This window comes from Curtobacterium sp. NPDC089991, from assembly GCF_044748425.1.
GTDB lineage: Bacteria > Actinomycetota > Actinomycetes > Actinomycetales > Microbacteriaceae > Curtobacterium.
The window spans coordinates 283,451-309,573 of record NZ_JBIVGB010000001.1; the positions used below are offsets into that span (position 1 = coordinate 283,451).

30 protein-coding genes and 1 tRNA gene are annotated in these 26,123 nt (G+C 71.8%); 19 read left to right on the plus strand and 12 right to left on the minus strand.

All coding sequences use genetic code 11. From position 1 onward, the window contains the following. Window positions 1-32: 32 nt before the first annotated feature. The gene (locus tag ACIPV1_RS01295; protein WP_111085686.1) at window positions 33-560 is read right to left on the minus strand and encodes a hypothetical protein; all 528 of its coding nucleotides are present in this window, start codon (window positions 558-560) and stop codon (window positions 33-35) included. A gap of 333 nt (window positions 561-893) precedes the next feature. On the opposite strand from ACIPV1_RS01295, the gene ACIPV1_RS01300 reads away from it, so the two are divergent. Beyond that, the gene (locus ACIPV1_RS01300) at window positions 894-1,466 is read left to right on the plus strand and encodes a hypothetical protein (RefSeq protein ID WP_402725617.1); all 573 of its coding nucleotides are present in this window, start codon (window positions 894-896) and stop codon (window positions 1,464-1,466) included. Window positions 1,467-1,658: 192 nt separating this feature from the next. On the opposite strand, the gene ACIPV1_RS01305 is transcribed toward ACIPV1_RS01300, so the two are convergent. Both ACIPV1_RS01305 and ACIPV1_RS01310 read right to left on the minus strand, forming a co-directional pair. Then, window positions 1,659-2,519: a hypothetical protein gene (locus ACIPV1_RS01305; protein ID WP_402725618.1), complete on the minus strand. Its 861-nt coding sequence runs from the start codon at window positions 2,517-2,519 to the stop codon at window positions 1,659-1,661. Further along, window positions 2,519-3,163 carry a SatD family protein gene (locus tag ACIPV1_RS01310; RefSeq protein WP_402725619.1) on the minus strand — a complete coding sequence of 215 codons (645 nt, stop codon included), beginning with the start codon at window positions 3,161-3,163 and terminating at the stop codon, window positions 2,519-2,521. Before ACIPV1_RS01310 ends, ACIPV1_RS01305 begins: the two co-directional genes overlap by 1 nt. Before the next feature lie 111 nt (window positions 3,164-3,274). Here ACIPV1_RS01310 and ACIPV1_RS01315 point away from each other — a divergent pair. Both ACIPV1_RS01315 and ACIPV1_RS01320 read left to right on the plus strand, forming a co-directional pair. Beyond that, window positions 3,275-3,347 (plus strand) — tRNA-Val (locus ACIPV1_RS01315). Between the two features lie 26 nt (window positions 3,348-3,373). Further along, window positions 3,374-3,571 (plus strand): hypothetical protein, encoded by a 198-nt coding sequence (locus ACIPV1_RS01320; protein ID WP_123938243.1) that lies wholly within the window; start codon window positions 3,374-3,376, stop codon window positions 3,569-3,571. A gap of 150 nt (window positions 3,572-3,721) precedes the next feature. Here the strand turns inward: ACIPV1_RS01320 and ACIPV1_RS01325 are convergent, their stop codons facing one another. After that, window positions 3,722-4,888 (minus strand): N(5)-(carboxyethyl)ornithine synthase, encoded by a 1,167-nt coding sequence (locus ACIPV1_RS01325; protein ID WP_132100538.1) that lies wholly within the window; start codon window positions 4,886-4,888, stop codon window positions 3,722-3,724. 96 nt (window positions 4,889-4,984) lie between these two features. Next, window positions 4,985-5,671 carry an HAD family hydrolase gene (locus ACIPV1_RS01330; protein ID WP_402725620.1) on the minus strand — a complete coding sequence of 229 codons (687 nt, stop codon included), beginning with the start codon at window positions 5,669-5,671 and terminating at the stop codon, window positions 4,985-4,987. A 130-nt stretch (window positions 5,672-5,801) separates the two neighbouring features. Here ACIPV1_RS01330 and ACIPV1_RS01335 point away from each other — a divergent pair, with 130 nt between their 5' ends. Together ACIPV1_RS01335 and ACIPV1_RS01340 are read left to right on the plus strand one after the other, a co-directional pair. Then, window positions 5,802-6,791, plus strand: a complete 990-nt coding sequence (locus ACIPV1_RS01335; protein WP_402725621.1) for a hypothetical protein — start codon at window positions 5,802-5,804, stop codon at window positions 6,789-6,791. A 3-nt stretch (window positions 6,792-6,794) separates the two neighbouring features. Next, window positions 6,795-7,127, plus strand: coding sequence for an ASCH domain-containing protein (locus tag ACIPV1_RS01340; RefSeq protein ID WP_123938239.1), 333 nt, complete (start codon window positions 6,795-6,797; stop codon window positions 7,125-7,127). 118 nt (window positions 7,128-7,245) lie between these two features. On the opposite strand, the gene ACIPV1_RS01345 is transcribed toward ACIPV1_RS01340, so the two are convergent. After that, entirely contained in the window at window positions 7,246-8,253 is a 1,008-nt protein-coding gene (locus tag ACIPV1_RS01345) for a helix-turn-helix transcriptional regulator (protein ID WP_402725622.1), read from the minus strand. Window positions 8,254-8,488: 235 nt separating this feature from the next. Here ACIPV1_RS01345 and ACIPV1_RS01350 point away from each other — a divergent pair, with 235 nt between their 5' ends. Genes ACIPV1_RS01350 through ACIPV1_RS01380 form a run of 7 tightly spaced genes read left to right on the plus strand, consistent with a single transcriptional unit; the run spans window position 8,489 to window position 17,335 of the window. Then, the gene (locus tag ACIPV1_RS01350; protein WP_159573002.1) at window positions 8,489-9,529 is read left to right on the plus strand and encodes an LLM class flavin-dependent oxidoreductase; all 1,041 of its coding nucleotides are present in this window, start codon (window positions 8,489-8,491) and stop codon (window positions 9,527-9,529) included. Continuing rightward, entirely contained in the window at window positions 9,526-10,902 is a 1,377-nt protein-coding gene (locus ACIPV1_RS01355; RefSeq protein WP_402725623.1) for an LLM class flavin-dependent oxidoreductase, read from the plus strand. Before ACIPV1_RS01350 ends, ACIPV1_RS01355 begins: the two co-directional genes overlap by 4 nt. After that, window positions 10,899-12,221 (plus strand): NtaA/DmoA family FMN-dependent monooxygenase, encoded by a 1,323-nt coding sequence (locus tag ACIPV1_RS01360; RefSeq protein WP_123938236.1) that lies wholly within the window; start codon window positions 10,899-10,901, stop codon window positions 12,219-12,221. Before ACIPV1_RS01355 ends, ACIPV1_RS01360 begins: the two co-directional genes overlap by 4 nt. A gap of 56 nt (window positions 12,222-12,277) precedes the next feature. Then, a complete protein-coding gene (locus ACIPV1_RS01365; protein ID WP_123938235.1) occupies window positions 12,278-13,840 on the plus strand; it encodes an ABC transporter substrate-binding protein in 1,563 nt (520 codons plus the stop codon). Next, window positions 13,837-14,820 carry an ABC transporter permease gene (locus tag ACIPV1_RS01370; protein ID WP_131878869.1) on the plus strand — a complete coding sequence of 328 codons (984 nt, stop codon included), beginning with the start codon at window positions 13,837-13,839 and terminating at the stop codon, window positions 14,818-14,820. Before ACIPV1_RS01365 ends, ACIPV1_RS01370 begins: the two co-directional genes overlap by 4 nt. Beyond that, window positions 14,817-15,713: an ABC transporter permease gene (locus ACIPV1_RS01375; RefSeq protein WP_402725624.1), complete on the plus strand. Its 897-nt coding sequence runs from the start codon at window positions 14,817-14,819 to the stop codon at window positions 15,711-15,713. The genes ACIPV1_RS01370 and ACIPV1_RS01375 overlap by 4 nt, the downstream gene beginning before the upstream one ends. Continuing rightward, the gene (locus ACIPV1_RS01380) at window positions 15,710-17,335 is read left to right on the plus strand and encodes an ATP-binding cassette domain-containing protein (RefSeq protein WP_402725625.1); all 1,626 of its coding nucleotides are present in this window, start codon (window positions 15,710-15,712) and stop codon (window positions 17,333-17,335) included. Before ACIPV1_RS01375 ends, ACIPV1_RS01380 begins: the two co-directional genes overlap by 4 nt. 172 nt (window positions 17,336-17,507) lie before the next feature. Here ACIPV1_RS01380 and ACIPV1_RS01385 read toward each other — a convergent pair whose 3' ends face one another. After that, on the minus strand, window positions 17,508-18,344 hold the full coding sequence (locus ACIPV1_RS01385; protein WP_123938231.1) for an alpha/beta fold hydrolase: 837 nt from the start codon (window positions 18,342-18,344) through the stop codon (window positions 17,508-17,510). Between the two features lie 213 nt (window positions 18,345-18,557). Between ACIPV1_RS01385 and ACIPV1_RS01390 the strand changes: the two genes are divergently transcribed. Then, window positions 18,558-18,872: a hypothetical protein gene (locus ACIPV1_RS01390; protein WP_402725626.1), complete on the plus strand. Its 315-nt coding sequence runs from the start codon at window positions 18,558-18,560 to the stop codon at window positions 18,870-18,872. Between the two features lie 68 nt (window positions 18,873-18,940). Here the strand turns inward: ACIPV1_RS01390 and ACIPV1_RS01395 are convergent, their stop codons facing one another. Beyond that, window positions 18,941-19,273 carry a hypothetical protein gene (locus tag ACIPV1_RS01395; protein ID WP_123938229.1) on the minus strand — a complete coding sequence of 111 codons (333 nt, stop codon included), beginning with the start codon at window positions 19,271-19,273 and terminating at the stop codon, window positions 18,941-18,943. Between the two features lie 104 nt (window positions 19,274-19,377). Here ACIPV1_RS01395 and ACIPV1_RS01400 point away from each other — a divergent pair, with 104 nt between their 5' ends. The 3 genes from ACIPV1_RS01400 (at window position 19,378) to ACIPV1_RS01410 (ending at window position 21,647) form a co-directional block, all read left to right on the plus strand. Next, entirely contained in the window at window positions 19,378-20,313 is a 936-nt protein-coding gene (locus ACIPV1_RS01400) for an AraC family transcriptional regulator (protein ID WP_243650021.1), read from the plus strand. Between the two features lie 124 nt (window positions 20,314-20,437). After that, on the plus strand, window positions 20,438-21,019 hold the full coding sequence (locus ACIPV1_RS01405; RefSeq protein ID WP_123938227.1) for a DapH/DapD/GlmU-related protein: 582 nt from the start codon (window positions 20,438-20,440) through the stop codon (window positions 21,017-21,019). Between the two features lie 211 nt (window positions 21,020-21,230). Continuing rightward, window positions 21,231-21,647 (plus strand): VOC family protein, encoded by a 417-nt coding sequence (locus tag ACIPV1_RS01410; RefSeq protein ID WP_123672882.1) that lies wholly within the window; start codon window positions 21,231-21,233, stop codon window positions 21,645-21,647. Here ACIPV1_RS01410 and ACIPV1_RS01415 read toward each other — a convergent pair. Further along, window positions 21,628-22,593, minus strand: coding sequence for a methyltransferase family protein (locus ACIPV1_RS01415; RefSeq protein WP_402725627.1), 966 nt, complete (start codon window positions 22,591-22,593; stop codon window positions 21,628-21,630). The two genes, ACIPV1_RS01410 and ACIPV1_RS01415, sit on opposite strands and share 20 nt — an antisense overlap. Before the next feature lie 160 nt (window positions 22,594-22,753). Further along, the gene (locus ACIPV1_RS01420; protein WP_123938225.1) at window positions 22,754-23,653 is read right to left on the minus strand and encodes an SDR family oxidoreductase; all 900 of its coding nucleotides are present in this window, start codon (window positions 23,651-23,653) and stop codon (window positions 22,754-22,756) included. A 108-nt stretch (window positions 23,654-23,761) separates the two neighbouring features. On the opposite strand from ACIPV1_RS01420, the gene ACIPV1_RS01425 reads away from it, so the two are divergent. Both ACIPV1_RS01425 and ACIPV1_RS01430 read left to right on the plus strand, forming a co-directional pair. Next, entirely contained in the window at window positions 23,762-24,100 is a 339-nt protein-coding gene (locus ACIPV1_RS01425) for a DUF3140 domain-containing protein (protein ID WP_402725628.1), read from the plus strand. 53 nt (window positions 24,101-24,153) lie between these two features. Beyond that, window positions 24,154-24,405 carry a Rho termination factor N-terminal domain-containing protein gene (locus ACIPV1_RS01430; protein WP_402725629.1) on the plus strand — a complete coding sequence of 84 codons (252 nt, stop codon included), beginning with the start codon at window positions 24,154-24,156 and terminating at the stop codon, window positions 24,403-24,405. Here the strand turns inward: ACIPV1_RS01430 and ACIPV1_RS01435 are convergent. After that, a complete protein-coding gene (locus ACIPV1_RS01435; RefSeq protein ID WP_402725630.1) occupies window positions 24,399-25,397 on the minus strand; it encodes an alpha/beta fold hydrolase in 999 nt (332 codons plus the stop codon). The two genes, ACIPV1_RS01430 and ACIPV1_RS01435, sit on opposite strands and share 7 nt — an antisense overlap. A gap of 144 nt (window positions 25,398-25,541) precedes the next feature. On the opposite strand from ACIPV1_RS01435, the gene ACIPV1_RS01440 reads away from it, so the two are divergent. Next, window positions 25,542-25,745 carry a hypothetical protein gene (locus ACIPV1_RS01440; protein ID WP_123938221.1) on the plus strand — a complete coding sequence of 68 codons (204 nt, stop codon included), beginning with the start codon at window positions 25,542-25,544 and terminating at the stop codon, window positions 25,743-25,745. A 45-nt stretch (window positions 25,746-25,790) separates the two neighbouring features. Here the strand turns inward: ACIPV1_RS01440 and ACIPV1_RS01445 are convergent, their stop codons facing one another. Further along, entirely contained in the window at window positions 25,791-26,054 is a 264-nt protein-coding gene (locus ACIPV1_RS01445; RefSeq protein ID WP_123672725.1) for a hypothetical protein, read from the minus strand. Window positions 26,055-26,123 lie beyond the last annotated feature (69 nt).

Here is a 26,123-nt window from a genome sequence, read left to right on the forward strand (position 1 = left end):
CGGTCGCTCAGCCGATGGTCCCGCGCGGTCGCTCAGCCGATCGTGGAGACGCCGCGGCGGAGCAGCGCACGGGCCGCTCGAGCGCGGGGGATGACCCACACCGCCGCCCACAGGACCATGCCGGCCCAGAGCAGGATCAACATCGTCGTGATGAGGGCGTCGTGCTGGTCACGCATCGACCACGTCATCGCGATCCACAGCGTGCCGAGGACGACCTTGCCCCAGCCGGCTCCTTCGCGGTCGGCCTGCGCCTGCACGAGCGGGATCCACAGCTCGGCGGGTACTCCGACCGGGATCTGGCCCTCGGCGACCCAGTCGCGGACCAGGACCGAGTTCTCGTACCCGCCCTCGGCCCGCCAGGACCGGAGCTGCAGGTACACGGCGATCGCGGCACCTGCCGCCGCGGACGGGATGCCGACGGAGACCAGGACGGTGGTGGTCGCCTCGGTCCACGACGACAGCACGAGCATGACGAGGACGACCGCGAACGCGGCACCCGTCACCCCGGAGCCGAGGAGCCGCAGCCGCCCGGATTCGTCGAGGACACCGGCACCGTTCACGAGGGAGAGGGTACCCGCCACCCCCGGGGTTCTCGGGTGCGCCCGAGGTTCCGAGGTGTGCCGCCGAGGTTCCGAAATCTCGGCATCTCGGGCCGCTGTTCGCCCGGGATCGGCACCTCGGTGATCATCGCGCGGCATGTCGTGGAACCTCACCGCGTCCTCCGGGTTCGGACTGGAGGCCCGTCCCACGTCGTTCTCCACAGATGCGTCCGACCGCGGTCGGGCCCGGCGCCTCGTGCGCGATGCTCTCGTCATGGGGAGCCGAGCACGACACGACCACTCGCCGAGGCCGTTCCTGGTGCGGCAGGCCATCGCGGCCGGAGCGAGCTCTGCGTGGCTGACCCGCCGCGACCTCAGGGCTCCGGTATCCCGGTCAGCCCTCCTGCACGCGCATGGTTCGAGTCGGCGTCGCTGCTCACCCCGATCGAGCTCGTCGTCCTCGGCGACCACCTCGTCGGCCCGAGCGGACTCGCAACCATCGACGGACTGGCGGCCGCGATCGTTGCCGGGAGTCGCTCGGCACGACGAGCACGAGCCGCACTCGACAGGGTGCGGACCGGAGTCGAGTCGCCCATGGAGACCCGTCTCCGGCTCGGAGTGGTCGATGCGGGGTTCCCGGAACCCGAGGTGAACGTCGACGTCGTGGACGACCACGGTTCCTTCCTCGGCCGAGCAGACCTCGCCTGGCCGACGCTCCGGATCGCCCTCGAGTACGACGGCGATCACCACCGTGACCGCCGGACCTTCCAGCACGATCAGCGCCGGTCGAACGGCTTCGCGGTGAACGGCTGGATCGTCATCCACGCAACATCCGCCGACACCGGGCGTCCGGCAGTTTTGTTCGAGCGACTTAGACAGGCCTTCGTCCAACGCCAGGTCGAGGGTCGGGGCCGCCGCGCGGCCTGACGCGGCTCCGAAGCGGCGCGGTGCGGGTGGACTCGCTGCGCCGAGGTTCCACAACTCGCCGAGCGTTCGTCGCCGAGGTTCCACACTGACATGCTCAGGGCCGCGAGATGCCGAGATTTCGGAACCTCGGGGACGGGGGACGGGGGACGGGGGACGGGGACGGGCGGACGCGGCCGACGGACTCCGCGCGGATCAGCTGTGCGCCAGGAGCCAGCACATGCCGGCGGCGGCGAAGGCCATCGCCCAGCTCACCAGGCTGCCGATCAGGAAGTACTCCGCCTGGTAGCCGGTCGTCTCGCGCCGGATCTCGGGGAACCGGACGATGCCCTTGGCCGCGATCAGTGCGGCGACCACCGGGAAGGCCCCTGCCATCGCGAACCCGGCCAGCAGCAGTCGTTCGATCGGGCCGATCAGTCGTCCACCCTTGAGGCTCACCGTGCTGTCCCCGGACTGTTCGGCGTCGGCGTCGGCGCGTCGGCGTCGCCCGAACCGGCGGCGGAGGTCATCGGCCTCGGCGCCCGTGGTGGCTCCGCGCTGCAGTCCCGGCGGGAGTGCCTGGGCGACGACCACGTTCGCGGAGTCGACGAGGAACAGCGCCGAGCCGACACCGCCCACGACGGCGGCGAGCGGAACGGCGTCGACGAACGCCAGGCCCGAGCCGTCGTGCCAGTCGACCACGAAGCCCGTGCCGTCGGGCAGTGGCCCCCAGAGCAGCAGCACGGCGACGGCGAGGGCGAGCAGGACCGCTGGCCAGGACCCGGACCGCCGCAGCAGCCCCCGGGTCGTCGGCGCGTCATGGTCGTCGTCGTCGGCGGTCCCGGTACCGGCTCGGACCGGCGCGGTCGTGGCGATCCACGCCGCCGCGAGCACCACCGTGACGAGGACACCCCACACGGGGACACCGAGACCGAGCCACGCCACGGCGGACACCCCGGCCCACAGCACGACGACCGCGATGGTGGTCAGCGTGCGCTGCCGGTGTGCATCGGCACCGGTGCGGGCCCGGACGACGTCGCCCAGACCGATGAGTGCGAGGAGGATCCCGGCGAGCATCAGCGTTCCTGTCCCACGAGGACCCGGAGGCCCTCGACGATCGCGGCCACACCCGACTTCTGCACCGACTGGGACACCGCTGACGGGGTGATCCCCTCGGTCACGGCGATCTGCGCTTGGGTCCGGCCCTGGACGAGGCCGAGCGCGATGCGTCTTGCCCGGGGTGTCAGGCGGGCCAGGACGTGGTCGCGGCTGAGGAAGTAGGCGTTCACGAGTCGCTCCTCGGAGCCGTGGCGATCGTCGGACGCGTGGAACCACGACCGGAGGAAGGACGTCCGGCCGTCTTCGCGGCGGTGCGTCTCGTTGATGGCGTCGCGGGCGGACCACCACGCCGGGCCGTCCTGGAGCGGACCGCTCGTACCGGACCCCACCGTCCGCACCGTCCCGCGACCCATCCCGAGCCGGACCTGCACCGTCGGTGGCAGGGCGAGCATGGCGGCGGTGCTGGCGACGAGCGCGTCGGTGAGCGTGGCGTAGATCACCTGGAATTCGTCGCCGACGGTCGCGTGCACCGGGTCCACCGGGGTGACGTCGGTCGTCTCGCGGAACGCCTGCTCGACCTCGCGCTGTGCGGCGGGGCGGTCGTCGAGCGTTCGTGAGTCGACGAGGTCGAGGATCACGGCGTAGACGGGGTCGTCGGACATGGGTTAAGTGTACGGCTTACTATCGGCGAAATGAAGCCGAGCGCTGAACTGGCCAACGGACGGGATGTCCAGCGCAACGATACGGGGAATCGACCTCTAGGATCGTGTCGCGGGCTCTTAGCTCAGTTGGTAGAGCACTTCGTTTACACCGAAGTGGTCGGCGGTTCGAGCCCGCCAGAGCCCACCGCAGACGCGATCACGGGGGGTCCGATGAACAGCCGACGACACGAGCCGGTCCGACAGCACTCCGTCGACTTCTTGCCGGGAACGAGTGGGAACCCGGTCGCCCCGTTCCAGCGCGACCACCAGCCCGGACAGGGTCCGATCCGTCACGACTGGGTGTACCTCGTCCCGATCGGCGCGGTCTTGGTCGGCGGGGTCATCGCGTTCTTCGTGTGGGGGAACTGACCTCGTGAACGGTCGACCCGTGTCGGCGCTCGGCGACTGACCCACACCGCGATCGTGATGCGACGCGGTACGACGAGGCCGTTGTCGCACGACGTCGACCTCGTCGTTCCGCATCGGGTCAGCGCCCGACCAGCGCCCCCAGCGCCCGCGTCAGCCGGCCACCGCGTGCGGGTACTCGTCCGAGCGCCCCTGGAACGCGAGGATCGCCGGGTTCCGCACGTGGCCGTCCTCGATCTCGACGGCGCGTCGGATCGTCTCCGAGTCGGCCCACGCAGCCGCACCGGCCATCACCGGCCGGAGGAACGGCATCAGCGCGTCGCTGATCTCCCACGTCGTCGAGTTCCAGAGCAGCGACGGGCTGTGGTCGACGGCGTAGTAGTTCGTGCTCTCGCCGACGGTCGTCATCGGTTCGGCGAAGGTCGTCGCCTGCGCCCATTCGAACCCCATCCCCACGTCGATCGAGACGTCGACGATGAGGCTGCCCGGACGGAACACGCCCAGGTCCTCGGTGCGCAGGTACGTGAGCGGCGCGTTCGGGTCCTGGAGCGTGCAGTTCACGACGATGTCGTTCTCGGCCAGGTACGGCGCCAGCGGCACCGGACCGTCCTCGGTCTTGACCGTGTTGCCGCTGGGGTCGTGGTCGTCCTGGCTGATCTGCAGCATGTCGACGGAGGGGATCGGCGACCCCACGGCGGCGATGTCGCGGTTGGTCAGGACGCGGACGTCGTGGATCCCGTGGGCGTTCAGCGCGGTGACGGCACCGCGGGCGGTGGCCCCGAAGCCGATCACGACCGCGGTGAGGCGGCGGCCGTAGTCCCCGGTGGAACCACAGAGCTGCAGGGCGTGGATGACCGAGCAGTAGCCCGCGAGCTCGTTGTTCTTGTGGAACACGTGCAGGCTGAACCCGCCGTCCGACCGCCAGTGGTTCATCGACTCCCACGCGATGAGGGTCAGGCGCTTGTCGATCGCGACCTGGGTGAGGGCGGGGTCCTGCACGCAGTGCGGCCAGCCCCACAGGACCTGCCCGTCCCGCAGGTCCTCGAGGTCGGACACCTGGGGCTTGGGCAGCAGGACGACGTCCGACGCGGCGATGAGCTCGGCTCGGTCCGCCATGGCGCCGACGAGGGGTTCGAGCTGGTCGTCCGTGACGCCGAAGCGGCGACCGTACCCGCGTTCCAGGATGATGTTCGCGCGCAGGTCGGGGTCGATGCGCTCGAAGTGGGCGGGGTGGATCGGGAGGCGGCGTTCGTCGGGTTTCCGCGACTCGGCCAGCACCCCGAGGTGCAGCAGCGGCGATGCTGCCGGTGTTTGGGTCATGGTGCACTCTACGGCCGCTTGCCGCCGCCGAGCGGCCGAGCCGTCGAGCCGTCGAGCCGTCGAGCGGCCGAGCCGTCGAGCGGCCGAGCGGCCACGTCACCCGCGGCGGTCGGCGAGCGCCGTGAGCACCAGGGTCTCCATGTCGGGGCCGTCCGTGGCCTCGTGGTCGATCAACAGCCCGTGCATCCCGGCGGCCCAGGCCGCCTCCACGTCGTGCGCGACACTGTCCCCGACGAACAAGCAGCCGCTCGGCTCGACGCCGAGTTCGGCGGACAGGGTCTCGAACGCGCGACGGTCCGGCTTCTGCACCCCGATCCGCTCCGAGGTGCACACGACGTCGACCGCGTCGAGCAAGCCGGTGCGGCGCAGCTTGTCGACCTGCTGCGTCTCGGTGCCGTTCGTCAGCACGCCGATGCGGTACCCCTGCACACGGAGCGTCCGCAGCAGCGGCAGGCTCCCCGGGTACGCACGCCACGATGCCTCGTACTGGTGCCGGTACGCGTCGAAGAGCTCGTCCAGCCCGCCGTCGTCGGCGGGGATCGGCACGCCGAGCGCGGGCAGCACGGCCCGCAGCCGTTCGCGCCGCTGCTCGGGGAAGCTGATCTGCCCGGCTCGCCACCGCTCGAACTGCTCGGTTTCGGCGGCGAACCAGCGGCCGATGGCGAACGCCGAGGCGTGCACGCCGAGTGACTCGAGGAACCGGGCGGCACCGGCGGTCGCTGCGCCACGGTGGTCGAACAGCGTCCCGTCGAGGTCGAACCCGACCGCTCGCAGCTGCGCCATGTCCTCAGCGTAGGGACGGCCGCCTCGACGACCCGACGTGATGCGGTTCTCCGCACGAAGTGGGCCGGCCCGTCGGAGCTCGGCCAGGATGCACTGGGAGGCGTCGTCCTGCCGGAAGAGGAGTCATCCCATGCGGGTCCTGAGCTACGTCCTGCTCATCGTGCTGATCACGGCGCTCACCCTCGGGGGCACCCTGCTGGCGGTGTTCGAACTCAGCGACGTCCCGGACGTCCTGATCATCGCGGTGAGCGTCAGCATCCCGATGTTCGTCGTCGGACCTGCGGTGGTCGGGTCGTTGGCGGGCTACTGGGACCACCGGTCGTCCACGGACAGTTCCCGGTACCTGCGGTGGTGGCTGCTGGGCGTGGTCGCCGTGGACGTGGCGGGTGCGGTGGTCGTCGTGCTCGCGTCGGTCTCGGCCGGCGCGCCGGTCTGGGTGCCGGTCGTGCTGATCGGGGGAGCGGCGGTGCTGCTGGTGATCGCGCGGCCACTCGGTGCGCTGTTCCGGCGCATGGAGCCGTCGCCGTCGGCGTACCCGGTCGGCTACCGGTTCGGACCGGCCGAACTCCGCCACACGATCGTGGTGATCGCGGTGACCTTCGGCGTGTCCATCGTCGTCGTGACGATCGGCGTGGTGGTCCTGGCCGCCTTCACCGGGGACGACCCCGCTGGACTCACCCAGGCGGCCTTCCTCGCCGGCCAGCTGGTCTTCACTGCGACCGCGTTCGCGGCCCTGCTCCAGTCGCTGCCGTTGAACGGGCTCTTGCGGGCGTCCGCCGGCCACGACCTCGGTCGACTCCGTCGCTTCGCGAAGATCGTGGCCCGCGGCGCGGACCTGCCGCTCGACCCGGCTGAGCAGGTCGGCGCCGTCCGGTACGCCACGGTGGTCCCACTCGCGCTGCGGTTCCAGCTCGCGTACATCGGGCTGCTCTACACAGCGCTCGCGTTCCAGATGGTGTCCACGTGGATCCGCGGCGACCTCGGGATCCTGCCGCCGGTGTTCCTCGTGCTCATGGTGGCGGTGCTCGTCTGGATCGTCCCGCTGACGCTCCGCCGGATCCGCCGTGCGACGGCCTACGCCGCGCGGCACGCGGACCTGGTCGACATCGACCAGACTTGATCCGTGTCCCAGACGATCCACTTCCACCAGAAGCACCACGACGCCGTCCAGCGCGGCGAGAAGGTCACGACGGTGCGCTGGCACGAGGACGTCCGCACCGGCCCCGCGGTGTTCGTCTTCGACGAGCACCCCTCGGCGACGCCGTTGGCCGGCCAGGTCACCGAGGTGACCGACCACCGCCTGGCGGAGCTCACCCCTCGGGCGGCGCACCAGCCGGCCGACACCGACATGGTCGACTTCGCCCGGCAGCTGCGCGCCAACTACTACCCGGACATGCCGGACGACGCGGTGGTCCAGGTCGCGGTCATCGCGCTCGACGCGACGCCGTCTGCGTGACGTCCGCCAGGGCGGTGGACGGGACGACCTGACGGACGGGAGGCGCGGTCCGGGCCCGCCCCGCGCCTCCCGTCCGCCCGTCGGCCCTGCCCAGGGCGCGTGGCGCGCGCTCGACCGGTCACCGGTGCAGCGTGGCCTTCGGGTACTCGCCGTAGCGGCTCGTGTACTCCGCCGAGAACCGGCCGAGGTGGGCGAACCCCCAGCTGCGGGCGACCTCGCTCACCGAGGTGGTCGCGGTGTCGAGTCGCAGCAGGTCGCCCCGGACGCGCTGGAGCCGGACGGACCGGACGTAGGCCGACGGCGGCATCCCGAACAGCCGCTGGAACGACTCCTGCACGGCACGGACGCTCAAGCCGGACACCGCGGCGAGGTCCGACACGGCGATGGGCTCCGCCGCGTGCTCGTGCACGTGGTCGACCGCTCGCCGGATCCGGGCGTTCCGCGGTGCCCACAGGGCGCTCGACGGTTCGGCGGCCTTCGGTGGGTACAGGGCGAGGAAGGCGACGGCGACGGCCCGGGTGGCGTCCGACCAGGCGGTGGAGGCCACACCCTGCGCCGCGAGGACCCGACGAGCGGACTCGAGGACCTGCCGCCAGCGCACGACGGCGTCCGCCGCGGGGACGGCACGCTCGTCGAGGTGCAGGCCGCCGGAGGGCAGGCCGTGGCGCTCCTCGGCGACGGACCGCACGAACGCGCGGGTGAGGTGCACCATGACGGCGTCGTGGTTGCTGGCCTCGACGACGGCGCGTCGTTCGGTGGGCATCAGCGCCGGCACGCCGTTGTCGACCGGCCCGCCGCCGCGCAGGAGGTCGAGCGTGACGACGCCGCCGAGCACCAGGACGACGATGTACGCGTCGTCGGGGGCCACGGTGCCGCGGACGTAGCCGCGCATCTGCGACCGGCGGAGCGTCACGTTGCCGTCACCGACGGCCAGGTACCGGAACGAGTACGCCCCGGTGGTCGGACGGGTCTGCCAGGAGGTGCCCGTGACGAGGCCCGGCAACTGCTCGAGGGCCTGTTCGGGCGAGGACGCCGAGGCCTCCAGGCGGACCGGTGCGGCAGCGGTGGCGGTGCTCGGCTCGGTGGTGGTCGCGGATGACGTCTCGTCGACGGATTGTTGCGGCACGGTGACACTCCCTGATCGTCTCGAGGAACACAGGAGTTCCGGCGACCGGGGTCCGGGGCAGCTGCCGCCAAGCTACGTCGGTCCTGCTCCGGGCACAAGGGCGGCGATGATGCTCCTGTTCCGCGCGGTTCGCGCTCTCCTACGTTCCGTGACGAATCACTGCGCCCCGTTACGTCGACGCTCGTGCGCGTCGCTCGCTCGTGTTTGCATCGCTCCACTGACGAGGGAGTGTTGCATGACGCACGTCGAACGCACCGCCCGCGCGGCCACGGTGCCGTTGCGGATCGCGGTGTTCTCGCACGGCACCGAGGCGCCGCCGGCGACCCGGGCCTACCGCGAGGAGCTCGAGCTCTTCACCGCGGCGGAACGCCTCGGGTACGACGGGGCCTGGGTCCGCCAGTTCCACTTCCGACACGACGACGCACCGGCGCGCGGCGGACTGCCGTCACCGTTCGTGTTCTTCGCGGCCCTCGCCGAGCGGACGTCCACCCTGCGGCTCGGGCTCGGAGCGGTCACGCTGCCGCACGAGGACCCGGTCCGGGTCGCCGAGGACGCCGCCGTCCTCGACGCGATCAGCGACGGACGCGTGGAACTCGGCGTCGCGAACGGTGGCGGCCCGGAGACCCTCGACGTCTTCGCGCCCGGTCTGGTCGGGGCCGACCACGACACCCGTCGTGCCGCGTTCGACGAGCAGCTCGCACGGCTGCTCGACGCGCTGCGTGGTGCGTCACTCGGCACGGGGACCGCACGCCTGAACCCGGACGGCAGCGGGCTGCTCGACCGGATCTGGGACGCCACGCTCAGCGCCGAGAGCGCCGCCATCGCCGCCCGTCGGGGGCACGGAGTGCTGATCGGCACCACGCAGACCGTGCCGGCCGAGGTCACCGCGGACGCCTACCACGCCGCACTGCCGGACGGCGCTGTTCCCCGCGTCGCGCTCTCGACGGCGATCTACCCGGCCCCGGACCGCGAGACCGCGCTGCGCGAGGCGCGTGCGGGCATCGAGGCGAAGTACGCGTGGGGCGAGTCGTTCCTGCCGCCGGCGACGACCCTGGCCGAGAAGGCCGCGTCGCTCAACCTGCACTACGGCACGGCCGACGACATCGCGGAGTCGATCGCGTCGAAGCCGTACTCCCGGTACGCGACGCAGCTCAACGTGCAGGTCGACGACGGCTACTCCGACGTCGGTGCACGGACGGACGCCCTCGCGCTGTTCGCCGAGCAGGTGGCCCCGCAGCTCGGCGCCGTCCTGGCCCACGAGGCGGTGACGGCATGACCCGCGACGGCGGCCTGGTGCTCGGCGGGATGGTGTTCTACCCCGGCGGCGAGCACGTCACGAGCTGGCGCCTGCCGGGCAGCGAACCGAACGCCTACCTGGACGTCGAGTACTACGTCCGGTTCGCGCAGACGCTCGAGCGCGGTGGGTTCGCGACGCTGTTCATCGCCGACGAGCTGTACGTCTGGGACCGCTTCGCGTCGGGCATCGACCACGCCGTGAACATCCGCACCGAGCCCTTCACCCTGCTCGGTGCCCTGTCGCAGCGGACCGAGCACATCGGGCTCGCCGCGACGGTCTCGACCACCTACAACGAGCCGTACCACGTGGCCCGGAAGCTGGCGTCGATCGACCACCTGAGCGAGGGCCGGGCCGCCTGGAACCTCGTCACGAGCGCCTCGGACGAAGAGGCCTGGAACTTCGGTCGCGACGCGAACCTCGACCACGCCGTCCGCTACCGCCGGGGTGCCGAGTTCGTCGACGTCGTGCAGGGCCTCTGGGACAGCTGGGACGACGACGCGTTCCTGTACGACCAGGAGTCCGGGTACTTCGCGAAGCGCGACGGACTGCACGTGCTCGACCACGAGGGCGAGTTCTTCCGCGTGCGCGGCCCGCTCAACATCGCCCGGCCGCCGCAGGCCCACCCGGTGCTGTTCCAGGCCGGGGCGTCCGAGGCCGGCCGTGCGCTGGCCGGGGCGAAGGCCGAGGGCGTCTTCACCCTCTGGCAGGACGACCTCGCCGACGCGCAGGCCCTGTACGCCGACTACAAGCGCCGCGCCGTCGAGCACGGACGTGACGCGTCGTCGATGCTGATCCTGCCGGCGGTGTCGCCGGTGATCGGCGACACCGAGGCCGACGCGCTGCGGCAGCTCGACGAGATCGAGGAGCTGACACCGGACCGCGTCTCGCTCGACCTGCTGTCCCACTACCTGCAGACCGACCTGTCCGACCGGCCGCTCGACGCACCGTTCGAGCACGTCTTCGACGAGACGGCGATCAACCAGTCGAAGTCCGTCTACGAGTCGATCCGCCGCATCGCCGCCGAGGCCACCACGCTGCGCGAGGTCTACCGGACGATCCTGCGCCGTCGGTTCCTGCCGGGCACGCCCGAGCAGATCGCCGACTGGCTGACCGAGCGCTACGAGCAGGACGCCGCCGACGGCTACATGCTCGCGTTCTCGTCGATCCCGGTGAGCGTCGACCGGTTCGTCGACCAGGTCGTGCCGGAGCTCGAACGTCGCGGCGTGTACGACCGCACGTACCGCGGCGACACCCTGCGGGAGCACCTCGGGTTGGCGCGACCGGCGAGCCGGTACGACGGTTCGGCAGCCGCGCCCGCGCCCGCGGCTGTCGACCAGGAGGCGTCCGCATGAGCGACCGCATCCTGCTGGGCGCCTTCGCCTTCCACCCGGGCGGCGCGCACGTCACCGGGTGGCGGCACCCGTCCTCTCGCCCCGCCGAGCACCTGAGCATGCGGCACCACCGGCACATCGCGCAGACCGCCGAGCGCGGCGTGTTCGACACGCTCTTCCTCGCCGACGGCCTGTACTTCTGGGACCGGTACCCGTCGGGCGTCGACCACTACGGGGCGCTGCGGCCCGAACCGTTCACGCTGCTCGCCGCGCTGTCCCAGGTGACGTCGCGGATCGGCCTCGCCGCGACCGTGTCGACGACGTACAACGAGCCGTACCACGTGGCCAGGACCCTCGCCTCGCTCGACCACCTCAGCGGTGGGCGGGCCGCGTGGAACCTCGTCACGAGCCGCTACGACGAAGAGGCCCGCAACTTCGGTGGTGACGCCCACATCGACCACTCCCGACGGTACGAGCGCGGTCGCGAGTTCGTCGACGTCGTGAACGGGCTGCTGGACAGCTGGGACGACGACGCGATCGTGGCCGACCCGGCGTCCGGGGTCTTCGCGCGCCGCGACGGCCTGCACCGTCTCGACCACGAGGGCGAGTTCTTCCGGGTGCGCGGGCCGCTCAACATCGCCCGGCCGCCGCAGGGCCACCCGCTGCTGTTCCAGGCCGGCGGGTCCGAGTCCGGGCTGGAACTCGCCGCGGACACGGCCGACGCGGTGTTCACCCGTGGTGGCTCCACCGCGGACGTCCGACGCTTCGTCGACGACCTGCGCGCCCGCGCCGTCCGGCACGGCCGCTCCGCCGACGCGGTAAAGATCATGCCGTCGGTGATGCCGGTCGTGGGGGAGACCGCCGCCGACGCCCGAGCCGAGGCGGACGCGATCCTCGCCCTGACGCCGGACGCCCTCATCCTCGAGGACGTGTCGCACCAGATCGGGCAGGACCTGTCCGGCCGCGACGTCGACGTGCCGTTCGACTACGCCGAGGAGTTCGACACCTCGAACGAGACCCGCTCGCCGAAGCCCGCGGTCGACCGGCTGCTCGCCGACGGCCCCGCGACGCCCCGCGACGTCTACGAGTGGTCGTACCGCCGCAGCCTGCTGACGGGCACCGGACCGGAGATCGCCGACCGGTTCGAGGAGCTCGCCGACGACGGTGGCGCCGACGGCTTCATCGTGCAGTTCCCGTACCTGCCCGGCGGGATCGACCGGTTCGTCGACCACGTCGTGCCGGAACTGCAGCGCCGCGGCCGGACCGCCACGGCGTACGACGACCTCACCCTGCGCGAGCGCTTCGGACACCCCCGGGTGCCGGACCGCGCGCACCGCTGACCGCACCACCCCTCCCAGCACCGCACCCCTGCAACCCGAACCCCTAGGAGTCATCCGTGACCGTCGACCTCACGTCGCGGCGGCGTCGCCTCAAGCGCCTCGCCCTCGCGGCCACCGCGTCTGCCCTCGCCCTCACGCTCGCCGCGTGCTCGTCCGGCGGCGATGCCTCGCCCGGATCGTCCTCGGACACCGGCACCTACACGCTCGGACTCCAGGAGCCCGACAGCACGATCAACCCGCTCACCACCTCGGACTACAACGCGATGTTCATCGTGGGGTTGGCGTCCGAGGGCCTGCTCAGCCAGGACGCGAAGGGCAAGCTCGAGGGCCGTCTGGCCGACTCGTGGAAGGCGTCGTCAGACGGACGCACCTGGACGGTGCAGCTCCGCGACGACCTGCAGTTCTCGGACGGTGCCGCGCTCACGAGCAAGGACGTCGTCGCGACGTTCGACTCGATCATCGGCAAGGACAGCCAGTCGCCCGGCAAGTCGAGCTTCGACGGCATCCTGCAGTCGGTCGCCGCCGACGGTGCCTCGACCATCGACTTCACGCTCGCCAAGCCGTACGCCGACTTCCCCTACCTGCTCACGGGCTCGAACACGACCATCCAGCCGGCCGGCTTCGACGCCGGCGCGAACTGGGCCAAGCAGCCCGTCGGCGCCGGACAGTTCGTGCTGACGAAGTACTCGGCCGGCCAGGGCGCCACGTTCACGAAGAACCCGGACTACTGGGACGCGAAGGACGTGGAGCTGCAGCAGGTCGACGTGAAGTTCTACGCCGACGACCAGGCCCAGCTGCTCGCGTTCCAGAGCGGGGAGATCGACCAGATCGCCGCCAGCCCCACCGCGACGTCGACGCTGCAGGCCTCGGACCACACCGAGACCGAGCCGTACTTCAACAAGTTCGACGGCATCTTCCTCGACGTCACCAAGGCGCCCTTCGACGACCCGAAGGTCCGTGAGGCCTTCGCCCTCGCGCTCGACCGTGAGGAGATCGTCAAGACGGTCTACGGCGGCGCAGCCGAGGTCGGCAACGACACCACGTTCTTCCCGAGTTCGGCGATCCAGCCGAAGGGACTCGAGCAGCGCGAGCAGGACAAGGCGAAGGTCGCGGACCTGCTCGGCGGCAGGACGGTCTCGTTCGAGATCACGACGCTCGACGCCGAGAAGGCCCTCGCCCAGGTGGTGCAGCAGCAGCTCGAGGCGGTCGGCGGGTTCGACGTCACCCTCAAGGTGCTGACGAGCGCGCAGTACTACGCCGACGGCGACGACACCCCGTGGCTGAACGCCCCGGTGACGATCACCAACTGGGCGCAGCGCCTGCCCGCGCAGTACGTCGACCTGATCTACCGCGACGGCGCCGTCTGGAACGCCTCGAAGTACTCGAGCCCAGAGCTCGAGCAGCTGACCGACCGGTACGAGTCGACGACCGACGAGTCGGAGCGGCAGGACCTGGCGAACCAGATCGCCGAGATCGAGTGGACCGACCTGCCCGTGATCGTCCCCGCGTTCGCGTCGAGCAGCATCCTGCTGCAGAAGCGCGTCACGGGCACCTTCCGGTCGGGGCAGGACTTCCCGGGCGGGTTCGACTTCCGGGGCATCGGGGTCACCGCGTCATGAGCACCGCGCGCCGCCGTCGTCTGCTGACCCTGGTCGGGCAACGGGTCGTCCAGATCCCGCTCGTCCTGGTCGTGGTCTCCGTCCTGACGTTCTGGCTCGTCCAGGTCGTGCCGGGGGACCCGGGCCGGAACGCCCTCGGGCAGTACGCGACGGCGGCGCAGGTGCGCGCGTGGAACGTCGACCACGGCCTCGACGGGTCCCTCGTCAGCCGGTACCTGCACTGGATCGGCGGGTTCGTCACAGGGGACTGGGGCACGAGCTTCGTCTACTCCGAGCCGGTCCGCGACCTGGTGCTCGGTCGTCTCGGCAACTCCCTGCTGCTCGGCGCGTACGCGTTCGTCATCATGGTGCCGGTCGCGATCACGCTCGGTGCCGTGCAGGCGTACCGGCAGGGTCGCCGCTCCGACCGGGCCGTCACGGTCGGGCTGCTGACGATCTCGGCGGTGCCGGAGTTCGTCGTCGGGATCGTGCTGCTGCTCGTCTTCGCGGTCTGGCTGCGGGTGGTGCCCGTGCAGGCGTCCGGTGCGCTCGACGCCGGGTTCGGCGAGCGGCTCCGGGTGCTCACGCTGCCCGCCGTGGTGCTCGCCCTGGCGTACCTCGCCGTCCTGACCCGGATGGTGCGTGCGGGGACGATCGAGACGATCCGGTCGCAGTTCCACCGCACCGCCGTGCTCAAGGGCCTGACCACCGGCCAGGTCGTCCGCCGGCACGTCGTCCGCAACGCGCTCATCCCGACGTTCTCGGTGCTCGGCATCTACCTCGGCACCCTGCTCGGCGGCAGCGTCATCGTCGAGACCCTGTTCTCCTACCCGGGCCTCGGCGCGCTGCTCGTGTCGGCCGCCGAGCGCAAGGACGCCCTGCTGCTCGAGAGCGGGGTGATGCTCGCCGGGGCGCTCTCGCTCGGCGCGCTCCTGCTCACCGACCTGCTGTTCGTGGTGGTCGATCCCCGGATCCGCTTCGAACGGGTGGCCACCGCATGACCGCCGTCGTCCCCGGCGCCGTCCAGACCGACGGGCTCGCCGGTCGTCCGTCGGCGTCGACCACCACGGGCACCGCACGGGTCACCCGCCGCGGGTGGCGCGGACTCCTCCGGCGTCCCACGTTCCTGGTCTCCGTGGCGATCCTGCTCTGGTGGGTCGTCCTGGCCGTGGGCTGGCACCTGCTCGGCCTGCAGCCCTTCGCCCGCACCGGCGAGCTCCTGCAGGCGCCGAGCGCTGCGCACTGGTTCGGCACCGACTCGCTCGGCCGCGACGTCTTCGCCCGCGTCGCCGCCGGGGCCCGGCCGGCGCTCGTCATCGGCCCGTTCGGCGCGGCGCTGGCGACCGTCGTCGGCGGCACCCTGGGCCTGCTCGCCGGCTACCACCGCGGCTGGGTCGACACCGCCCTGATGCGGTTCTTCGACGTGCTGCTCGCGTTGCCCAGCCTGATCTTCCTGGTCGTGCTCGTCGGTGCGTTCGGGGTGTCGACGCCCGCGCTCGTCCTCATCGTCGGCGTGCTCTTCGCGCCGGGCATCGCGCGGATCGTCCGGGCCGCGGTGCTCGTCGAGATGGGCAAGTCCTACGTCCAGGCCGCACGGCTGCAGGGCGAGAGCGCCGTCCGGGCGATGGTCACCGAGTTGCTGCCGAACGTGATCGGGGTCTTCGTGATCCAGGCGGTCCTGAGCCTCGGTGCCGCGATCTTCATCACCGCGTCGCTGTCGTTCCTCGGGCTCGGTTCGCAACCACCGGCCGCCGACTGGGGGCTCGACATCAACGCGAACCGCGCCTACCTGCAGGCCGCGTGGTGGACGGTCGTGTTCCCGGGTGTCGCCGTGGCGTCGATCGTCGTGTCCGCGAACCTGATCGCCGACAACCTCAAGGAGGTCTCCGAGTGACCGAGCAGACCGGCACGAGCCAGCAGCCCCGGACCACCGGCACGACCGACGCACTGGTCCGCGTCGAGGGGCTCACCGTGTCGTACCGCGGCACCCGGGTGGTCGACGACGTCGCGTTCGTGATCGAGCCCGGTGGCTCGTACGGGCTCGTGGGCGAGTCCGGCTCCGGCAAGAGCACCGTCGCCGGCACGCTGACGGCGTCGCTCGGCCCGGACGCCGCCGTCGGGTCGTCGGCGCTGGTCGTCGACGGCGTCGACGTCGCGTCCCTGCGCGGTGAGCGCCTCCGGCGGTTCCGGAGCGACGTCGTGGCGGTCGTCCACCAGGAACCCGGCCTCGCCCTCAACCCGACGATGACGGTCGGACGCCAGGTCGCCGAGGTCCTGCGCGCCACGGGCTCCGGCCGCGCGACTGCGGACACCGCGACGATCGAGGCGTTCACCCGGGTCGGGCTGCCGTCGCCGACGACGATCGGGGTCCGGTACCCGCACGAGCTGTCCGGCGGTCAGCAGCAGCGCGTCGCGATCGCGATGGCCCTGGTGGCCCGTCCGCGCCTGCTCGTGCTCGACGAACCCACCACCGGCCTGGACAGCACGGTCGAGGCGGGCATCATGGCGCTCATCGACGAGCTCCGGACCGAGATCGGCTTCGCGACCCTGCTCATCAGCCACAACCTGCCGCTGGTCGCGGCGCACTGCGGACGGGTCGGGGTGCTCCGCCACGGGGTGCTCGTCGAGGAGGGCACCGCGACCCAGGTGCTGCTCCACCCCACGGAGCCGTACACGAAGCAGCTCGTCGACGCCCTGCCCGACATCACGACGGGCAAGGCAGGAACGGCGGGCAAGGCGGGAACGACGGGCACCACCGCCGGGACCGCGCAGCACGACGTGCTCGCGACGATCAGGGGCCTCCGCAAGGAGTACGACGGCGCCGTCGCCCTCGACGGCATCGACCTCGAGCTGCGCCGCGGTGAGGTGCTGGGCGTCGTGGGGGAGTCCGGTTCCGGCAAGACGACCTTCGGCCGAGCCCTCGCCGGACTGGTCCGACACGACGGCACGATCACGCTGGACGCCGGCGACCGGACGCCGACCGGCACCCCACCCGTGCAGGTCGTGTTCCAGAACGCGGACGCCTCGCTCAACCCGCGACGGACGGTCCGACAGGTACTCGGACGGGCGATCCGGCTGCTGCACGGCGACGGTACCGCCGAGCAGCTCGCGGCGCGGGTCGGGCTGCCCGCCGACGTCCTCGACCGCCGGCCGGCCCAGCTGTCCGGCGGGCAGAAGCAGCGCGTGGCCATCGCCCGGGCGTTCGCCGGACCGGTGCCGCTCGTGGTGTGCGACGAACCCACGTCGGCCCTCGACGTCTCGGTGCAGGCGCGGATCCTCGACCTGGTGCTCGACCTGCAGCGCACCACCGGCACGACCTGCGTGTTCATCTCGCACGACCTCGCCGTCGTGCGCCGGGTCGCCGACCGCATCGCGGTCTTCGACGGCGGTCGTGTCGTCGACGTGGGCCCCGCGGAGCGGCTGTTCGACGCGGACGCGCACCCGCGCACCCGCGAGCTCGTCGCGGCCGCGCTCGACCTGCGCCGGCGCGCCGGTCTGGTGGCTCCCGCGGCCTGAGTGGGGCCCTGGACCTGCGCACAGGAGGACGGGCGCGGGCCGATCAGCGTGACGCGCCAGCGGCACGCGGGCCGCGCCGACCGAGCCTGCGAGGGAGGGGTGGCGGGTCTGCCACGGGCCTCCCGTCCGCCTGTCGGTCGCGTTCCGTGCCGCGGACGCTGAGCGTTCCGCGCTACTTCGCGAGGAACGCCAGCACCACGCGGTTCCACTCGTCCGGGTGGCTGACGTTGACGCCGTGCGGGCCGCCGGCCACGACGTGCAGCTCGGAGCCGGCGATCGCGGCGTGCGTGCGGGCACCCGAGCCGTCGAACGGCACGGTCGCGTCTCCGTCACCGTGGATGACGAGCGTCGGCACGGTGACCTTCGGCAGGTCGTCACGGAAGTCGGTGTTCGCGAAGGACGCCATCGCCTCGAGCGCGGCGGTCTTCGACGCCTGCTTCGCGAGCGTGAGTGCCTGCTGCCGGTCCTCCTCGGAGACGACCAGGGTGCCGTCCACCGAGAAGAAGTCGGTCGTGAACTGGTCGTAGAACGCGTCCTCGTCCTTCGTCAGGCCCGCGGTCATCTCGGCCGCCTGCTCCTTCGGCAGCGGGCCGTCCGGGTTGTCCGAAGTCTGCAGCAGGTACGGCGGCACGGCCGAGGCGAAGACGACGCTGTGCAGCCGCTCGGTGCCGTACTTCGAGAAGTAGCGGGCGACCTCGCCGCCGCCCATCGAGAAGCCGACGAGGGTGACGTCCTGCAGGTCGAGCTCGGTGAGGATCGTGTGCAGGTCCTCGGTGAGGTGGTCGTAGTCGTAGCCGGTCTTCGGCTTGTCGCTGCGACCGAAGCCGCGACGGTCGTAGGTGACGACGCGGTGTCCGGCGTCGACGAACGCCGGGACCTGCTTGCTCCAGGACTCGCCGGACAGCGGCCAGCCGTGGATCAGGACGACGGTGCGGCCGGAGCCGCCGGTGTCGTCGACGTGCAGGTTCGTGTCCTTGAAGAGCCCGTGGTGGGCGGTGATCTCGGTCAAGAGTCGCTTCCTTCCCGCGCCGCACGGGTGGCGGCACGCACCTCGTTGCTACCAGCGGGATCCCGAGCGACAGCGCGGAGTGGACAGACCCCTCGGCGTCGGCGTCGGCGTCGGCCTCGGTGTCTGTGACGCGCGCGGCGACCACGGCCTACTGTCCAGCAGGATCAGGGAACCGTCACCGCGGCGGATGCCCCTCGTCACGAGGGAGCACCGATGAAGTACGTCAACTACGCGGGGACCGTCCGGGTCCTGACCGGTGACACGGTCGCCGACGCGGTGATCCGGTACGCGGCCGCCCTGCACCAGAGCCGGTTGAGCGACGTCGTGTCGGTCCCGACGACCGACGAGTTCGGCGCGGCCACCACGGTGGAGCTGCTCCTCGCACCAGCGGTGGCGGTCGCCCTGGAGCCGGCGCCGGACGACGACATGGAACCCGAGAGTGGGGCGTTCCTGGCCGAGCTGAGCCGACGGACCGAGGCGGTCCTGGCGGTCGACGCCAGCAGGTTCCCGACCGACCTCGGGCGGTGAGCGCGGTGCGCGCGGTGAGCGCGGTGGGCGCTGTGCGCGCGGTGCGTGTCGCTCCGACTGCGCTGCGGTCAGGCGACCGGTCCGTCGCCCGTCAGGTCCGAGCGGGTGTCGGCGTGGATCGTCTCAGGGTGGTCGAACGTCTGCGCTGCAGCACGCAGGCGTTCCACGAACTCACCGTTCTCGACCTCGAGCTCGTCCTCGTCCGCGTCGGCGACGACGATCTCGCTCGACGGGCCGATGAGGATCTTCGTGGTCGTCATCGTGCCGTCCTCCGCCACCGTCGGGACCGCGATCGCGTCGGCGCGACTGCCGCCGGCGAGCGCCGCGGCGTACTCGATCACGGCGTCGGCGACGTCGTCACTCGTCAGGAACGTGGAGCGGTCGTACTGGATGTACTTCATGTCGCATCAGTCAAACGCGCGGATGCTGGTCGTCGTCCAGGAAACCCGGCGCGTCGTGCGTTGCGCGGATGCCGACATGTCGCGAGGATCATCACGTGCCCGAGATGATGCACCGCACGCAGCGGGAGATCAGGACAGACGAGCCGTCGGTCGCGGCCGAGGCACTGTCGGTGACCCACGTGACCCACGGACTCACCGTCGAGGCGACCGGAGAGGGCTTCGTCTTCGAGGAGCGCGTGCGAGGCACCGCCCTGCTCTCCCTCGAGTCGACGCGGTGCACGGGTGCCCTGAGCGGCGCGGTCGAGCCCGGGCGGGCGATGATGATCGTCTGGGTGAAGGCCGGTTCGGCGCAGGTCGACGACAACCCGGTGCAGATCGGCCGCCCCGTGCTCTACCGACAGGACCCGCAGCGGTTCCGGTGGGTGGACTTCCAGCACGACGTGCTGCGCATCGACCGGTCGATCGTCGAGCAGGTCGCCGCCGAGCGCGGTGACTGGGCGCCGGGTCCGCTGGAGTTCCGTCCCCGACACGTGCCAGAGGGGGCGCCGCTCGCCGCCTGGTGGCTCATGGTCCGGTCGGTCGCGCAGGAGGTCCTGCAGGGTCCGACGGACGTGCCGCTCGAGCGGGAGCGGGAGCTCGCCCGGTTCGCGGCCGGCGGCTTGCTGACCGCGATCCCGCACTGGCCGGTGGGGCAGCACGAGCCGGTGATGGCGTCGACCGCGCGCTTCGCCCGTGCCGAGACGTTCCTGCTCGACCACGCGACCGAGCAGATCACCGTCAACGACGTCGCCGAGGCCGCGGGGCTGAGTGTCCGCGGGGTGCAGGCGGCGTTCCAGCGGCACCACGGCATCACGCCGACGATGTACCTGCGTCGGATCCGGCTCCTGCTCGCCCGGGAGCAGCTCGAGGCCGGTGACGACCGCAGCGTCGCCGAGATCGCCCGGGCGACGGGGTTCGCGCACCTGGGCCGGTTCGCGGGGAGCTACCGGCAGGAGTTCGGGGAGCTGCCGCGGCAGACGGCGCTGGCGGCGCGGGAGTAGCGGTCCGGGGCGTTACCGCAAGGATCACGCAACGGCCCGGGACTCCGTTGTCGGTCTCCTGGGGAGCGCTTACGTTTCCGGTGTGTGGTGTCGCCGCACGAGTCCCCCGAGCCCAGGAGGCCGCATGGCCACGCCAGCCGTCCCCGTCCCCTCGATGTTGGTCCGCCTGCTGCGCGAGGACGCCGCGCACGCTCGGGAGCACCTCGTCCTCACCGTTCTGCTCGGTTCGCCGTTCCTGCCGCGCGTGCTGCGACAGCTGATCCTGAAGGCGGCTGGGGCGCGCGCGGAGTCGGCGCCGGGCCCCGGCTTCTCGCTCACGGGTGACCCGCGCAACCTCTCCGTGGCTCGCGGCGTCTACTGCAACCGAGGAGTGACCATCGAGGCCATCGCCCCCGTCAGCATCGGTGCGAACGCCGCGATCGGCATGCAGGTCCTCATCATGACGAGCCACCACCCGATCGACGCCGACGGCCGGTGGAGCGAGACGCCGACCGGCCGTCCGGTGGTCATCGAGGACCGCGTGTGGATCGGCGGCCGTGCGACGATCCTGCCCGGCGCGCACATCGAGCACGACGTGGTCGTCGCGGCCGGCGCGGTCGTCACCGGGCGCCTGCTGGCGCACGGCGTCTACGCCGGCGTGCCGGCGAAGCGCATCCGTGACCTCGCCGGGGCGGACCCGACCACGGTCCGCGACGCGACCGCCTGACGGCCTGGAGGCGCGGAGCGGCGCCGCCACCCCCCCCCTCGCAAGCTCGGTCGGCGCGGCCCGCGTGCCGCTGGCGCGTCACCGCTGAGCGGGTCGCGCCCGTCCGCATCGCACGTCCGTCCAAGGCACCGCGCCCTTCCGCGGGCACGTCGCGTCTGCGACGATGGGCGCGCAGCGGGCGACGACGCCCGCCCGTCGTGAGGAGTCCACCATGTCCGTGCGTCTCAACCCGTACCTCGGCTTCCGCTCGGGGGCCCGCGAAGCCCTCGACTTCTACCACTCGGTGTTCCACGGCGAGCTCACGATCGGCACCTTCGGCGAAGCCGGCATGAGCCAGGACCCCGCCGATGCCGACAAGGTCATGCACGGGCAGCTCGAGGGCGAGAACGGCCTGCTGCTGATGGCCTCGGACGCGCCGACGGGCATGGAGACGCCGTCGGAGAGCACGATCTCGTTGTCGCTCAGCGGCGACGACCACGAGGCCCTGACCCGCTACTGGAACGGGCTCGCCGAGGGCGCGTCGATCATCGAACCGCTCACGACGGCCCCGTGGGGCGACACCTTCGGGATGCTCACCGACCGGTTCCGCGTCACGTGGCTCGTGAACATCACCGGCGCGGCGAGCTGAGGGGGACCGGGACCCCGCCGACGCTCGCCGCGATCGGCCACCGTGGCACCCAGCACCGGACACGGGCGGCGTAGCGGCGGAAGTCCTCGCCGAAGCGGGCCTCGAGGTCGGCCTCCTCGAGCGGCCGGACGACGCAGTTCCACACGATCGACCCGGCGAGCGCGTAGACGACGACCATCCACGACCCGAGCAGCAGCCCGACGGCGACGCCCTGCGTGATGCCGGCGAGCGCCATCGGGTTGCGCACCGAGCGGTACGGGCCGGCGACGACCAACCGGTTCGCACTGGCGGACGGCAGCGGGGTGCCAGCGCCCTTGGTCGACATCGCCGCGGCCGACGCGAGGCCGAGCGCGCTGGCGAGCGCGAGGACGACGAGCCCGACCACCAGCAGCGCGGTCACGACCGGTCCGGGCAGTGCGGGGTGCAGCCGCCAGCGGTGCTCGGCGACGGCGATGGCCACGGGGAACACCCCGAGGAACAGCCCCCAGAAGACGACGATCTGCACGGTCGTCGCGACCACGTGCCGTGCCGTCGCGGCACCCGGGTCGGCCGTGCGGAACCGCAGTGGACCGGACGTCAACCACTCGGTCGGTACCCGACCGAGCAGGACGAGGGCGAGGGCCAGCACGGAACCGACGGTCGCCGCGGTCATGACGACGACGCCCCAGCCGGCCTCGCCGGTGCCGGTCGCCCAGACGGCGAGCCCGGCGAGGACGAGCGCGGTCCACACGGTGGCGACGGTCGCCGCGATCCGTCCGACCGTGCCCGCGGAGACCGCCGCGAGCGCCGAGGCCACGACGAAGAGCGGGACGTCGAGGGCGGCGACGACCACCGGGTCCAGCGAGCCGAGCGTGAGTGTCCGGACGGCGGGGACGGTCGCGACGGTGATCCACCACACTGCGCCCCCGAGGGCCTGCAGTGCGAAGTAGAGCCGGCCCCAGGACACGTCTGCACGCTAGCAGTGCGCGTCGACCGCGGCGGCGGGCGCCGGGGGCGCTTCGTGAGCAGAAATGGTCGGCTGCTGCAAGCGAACCCGACCATTTCTGCTCACGAAGTACCGCGGATCAGTCCTCGCGGTTGATCTGCCCGTCGGCGCGCGGCGCAGGTCAGGGCGTGACCATGCCGCCGTTCACGTTGAGCGTCTCGCCGACGACGTAGCTCGACTCGTCCGACGCCAGGAAGACGTAGGCCGGTGCGAGTTCGGCTGGCTGTCCGGCGCGGCCCATCGGCGACTCGCTGCTGCCGAACTCGGGCAGCGTCGACGGGTCGACGCCGCCGCTCGGCTGCAGGACCGTCCACGTCGGCCCGGGAGCGACGACGTTGACGCGGATGCCGCGCTCGACGAGCAGCTGCGACAGCCCCTTCGACAGGTTGTTGATCGCGCCCTTCGACGCCGCGTAGTCGAGGCGATCGGGTGCCGGCTTGTACGCCTCCATGGACGCCGTCGTGGTGATCGTCGCACCGGGCTCCAGGTGCGGGAGCGCCGCCTTGACGAGGCGGAACAGCCCGAAGACGTTCACGTCGAAGGTCGCCTCGAACTGGTCGTCGGTGATGTCGAGCACGTCCGGCTGCCAGCGCTGCTTGCCGGCGACGCTCACCAGGGCGTCGAGACCGCCGAGTCCGGCGACGGCCTGGTCGACGAGCTCCTGCGCGTACGCCTTGTCACGCAGGTCGCCGGGGATGGCCACGGCGGTGCGTCCGGCGGCACGGATCTGCTCGAGGACGTGGTCGGCGTCGGACTGCTCCTCCGGCAGGTAGGCGATCGCGACGTCGGCGCCCTCGCGGGCGAACGCGATCGCGACGGCGCCGCCGATGCCGGAGTCACCGCCGGTGATCAGGGCCTTGCGGCCGGCGAGCCGGCCGGTGCCCCGGTAGCTCGTCTCGCCCAGGTCGGGGACCGGGTCCATGGCGGACTGGAGGCCCGGCTCGTCCTGCGTCTGCGGCTCCGGCTTGACGTCGGGGTAGCGGGTGCGCGGGTCGCCGTGTTCGTACTGGTCGGTGGGCATGCGAGTTCCTTCCTGCTCGTGCCTCCACGGAACCCGTCCCGGCTGGACGGCGGCGGAGCGCCATCCGCCCTGCGCACCCGTCCAGGACCGCGGGGTTGCCTCGGGGCCATGAGTGACGACGACGACCAGCAGACCGAGCGCGACTTCGCCGACGCGGTGAACATGACCCCGTCGGAGCTCCGCGAGTGGCTCGACACCGACGAGTCGAAGCACGTCGGGCAGAAGCCCCCGGGCGGCGGTGAGTCGACCGGGCACGAGAGCGGGCGGCACGTCATCCGGATCCTCGAGAAGCACGAGGCGGACCGGACCGACGACGACCACGCCCACATGCGGAAGGTCGTCGGCTACGTCGCCCGGCACTCGGAGCAGCGGCCGGACGGTGACGTGCACGACACCCCGTGGCGGTACTCGTTGATGAACTGGGGCCACGACCCCGAGAAGCGCTGAGCCGCGCGCCGGCTCGGAACGACGCCGGGCCGCCGCGCGTACCGTGACGCACCATGCCGAACCAACTCAAGCCGGACATGTACGAGGAGCTCCGCAAGGAGGGCAACTCGAAGGAGAAGGCCGCGCGGATCAGCAACGCCGCAGCGGCCCGCGGCGAGGAGGCCGTCGGGAAGAAGGGCGGCGAATCCGGCTCCTACGACGACTGGACCGTCGCGGACCTCCGGAAGCGGGCGAAGGAGATCGGCCTGACCGGGTACTCGTCGAAGCGCAAGGCCGAGCTCGTCGAGGCGCTCCGGGATCACTGACCGAGGTCGGCGACCGCGTCGATCCCCTCGGCGATCTCCGCCGCGTGCGTGTGGTGCAGGTAGTGCCCGCCGTCGAGCAGGACGACCTGGCCGTCGGTGACCGACGCCGCCTGCTCACGGTGCAGGCGCTCCCACCCCGGCACCTCCGGGTCGTCGCCCACGACGAACAGGCGGACCGGCAGATCGGCGGGGAACGCGAGGCTGCGGGCGTGCCGGAAGTTCGCGCCGAGGTGCTCGTACTCGTCCAGGTACGTCGCGCGCATGCTGGTGCGGTGTGACAGCAGGGTCATCTGCTCCTTCTGCGCATCGGTGTAGGGCAACCCGGCGTACGCGTCGCCGGACACGGCAGTGAGCACACGGGCGAGCCCGGTGGCCTTCACGAAGCGGAACAGGCCCGACCCGACGGCCGCGTCGATGCCGGGCTGCGTCGGCACACTGCTGTCGATGCCGACGAACGCCTGCACCTCGTCCGGGTACGCGTTCGTGTACTCGAGCGCGTAGATCCCGGCGACCGAGTGCCCCGCGAGCACGTACCGGTCGATGCCGAGGGTCGACAGCGCCTGGTGCACCTCGTCGACGATGTTCGCGCTGGTCCGGGGCCGGTCGGTGCCGTCGCTCAGGCCGTACCCGAGCGGCTCGACGACCACCACCCGGTGCGTGTCCTGCAGCCGGTCGACGAGCGGGGCGAAGTCGATCACGGGGGATGCCGTGCCGAAGCCTGGCAGCAGCACGACGGTCGTCGCCCCGGACCCGGTGACGGCGACGTTGACCCGGCCGCCGGTGACGGGGACGAGTTCGCCGTACGGGCGGATGTCGTCCCGTTCCGCCGCCGTCGCGATCGCGTCGTAGGTGGCCGTGCCGCCGAGCGTGAGGGCGCCGAGGCCGACGAGCCCGACGAGCGAGAAGCCGATGATCCGGAGCGGGCGACGGCGTCGGCGTGCAGGGCGGGCCGGGGTGCTGGTGGGGGTGGCCGTGGGGTGGTGCGTGTCCATGCCTGCACGCTAGGTCCGGCCTGCGGGGCCGCACATCGGAGCACGGTACCGACGTGCCTCGCCCGCGTCGTACCGCGGGCTGACGTCGGGCGACCGCACGGCGGGCTCGGCATGGGGGAGAATGGCCGGGTGAACGAGACGGGCATGCCGCGCTTCCGACGGATCTGGTCGACCGTGCAGGTCGGCGTGCTGGCGATCGCCGTTGCCTTCTGCATCGTGATGCTCGTCATCGGGCAGGGGAAGCTCGACCGCGTCTACGCCGTCGCCGCGATCTTCTTCGGCCTGGCGCTCGTCGGGCACAGCACGTACCTCGGGCTCCTCGCCCGGAACGCCCGCACCGGCCGCTGAACCGAGGGGGTCGACGCTTCGTCTCCGGTCTCGGATCGGCTCCGGCTACACGCCGAAGCGCAGCGCGAGCGGCACGAGCAAGCCGGCCACCCAGACGAGCACCATCACGAGCGCACCGATCGCGATGAACCGACGGCGACGACGCAGCTTCGGACTCCGCTCCTCGCCCCACATCTGTGCGCGGACGAGCACCCGGTTCGCCTGCTCGACGACCTTGCGGACCTCGGGGTCGTCCAGCTCGAGGGCACCGGACCGGGCGTGTTCGGCGATGACCGTGGCTTCGTCGACGGTCAGGTCGTCCTTGCGCATGCTCCATCCTCGCACCGGGGCGAGGGGTACGGCCCGTCTGTGCGGGAACGGACCAGCAGGCGCGTACCA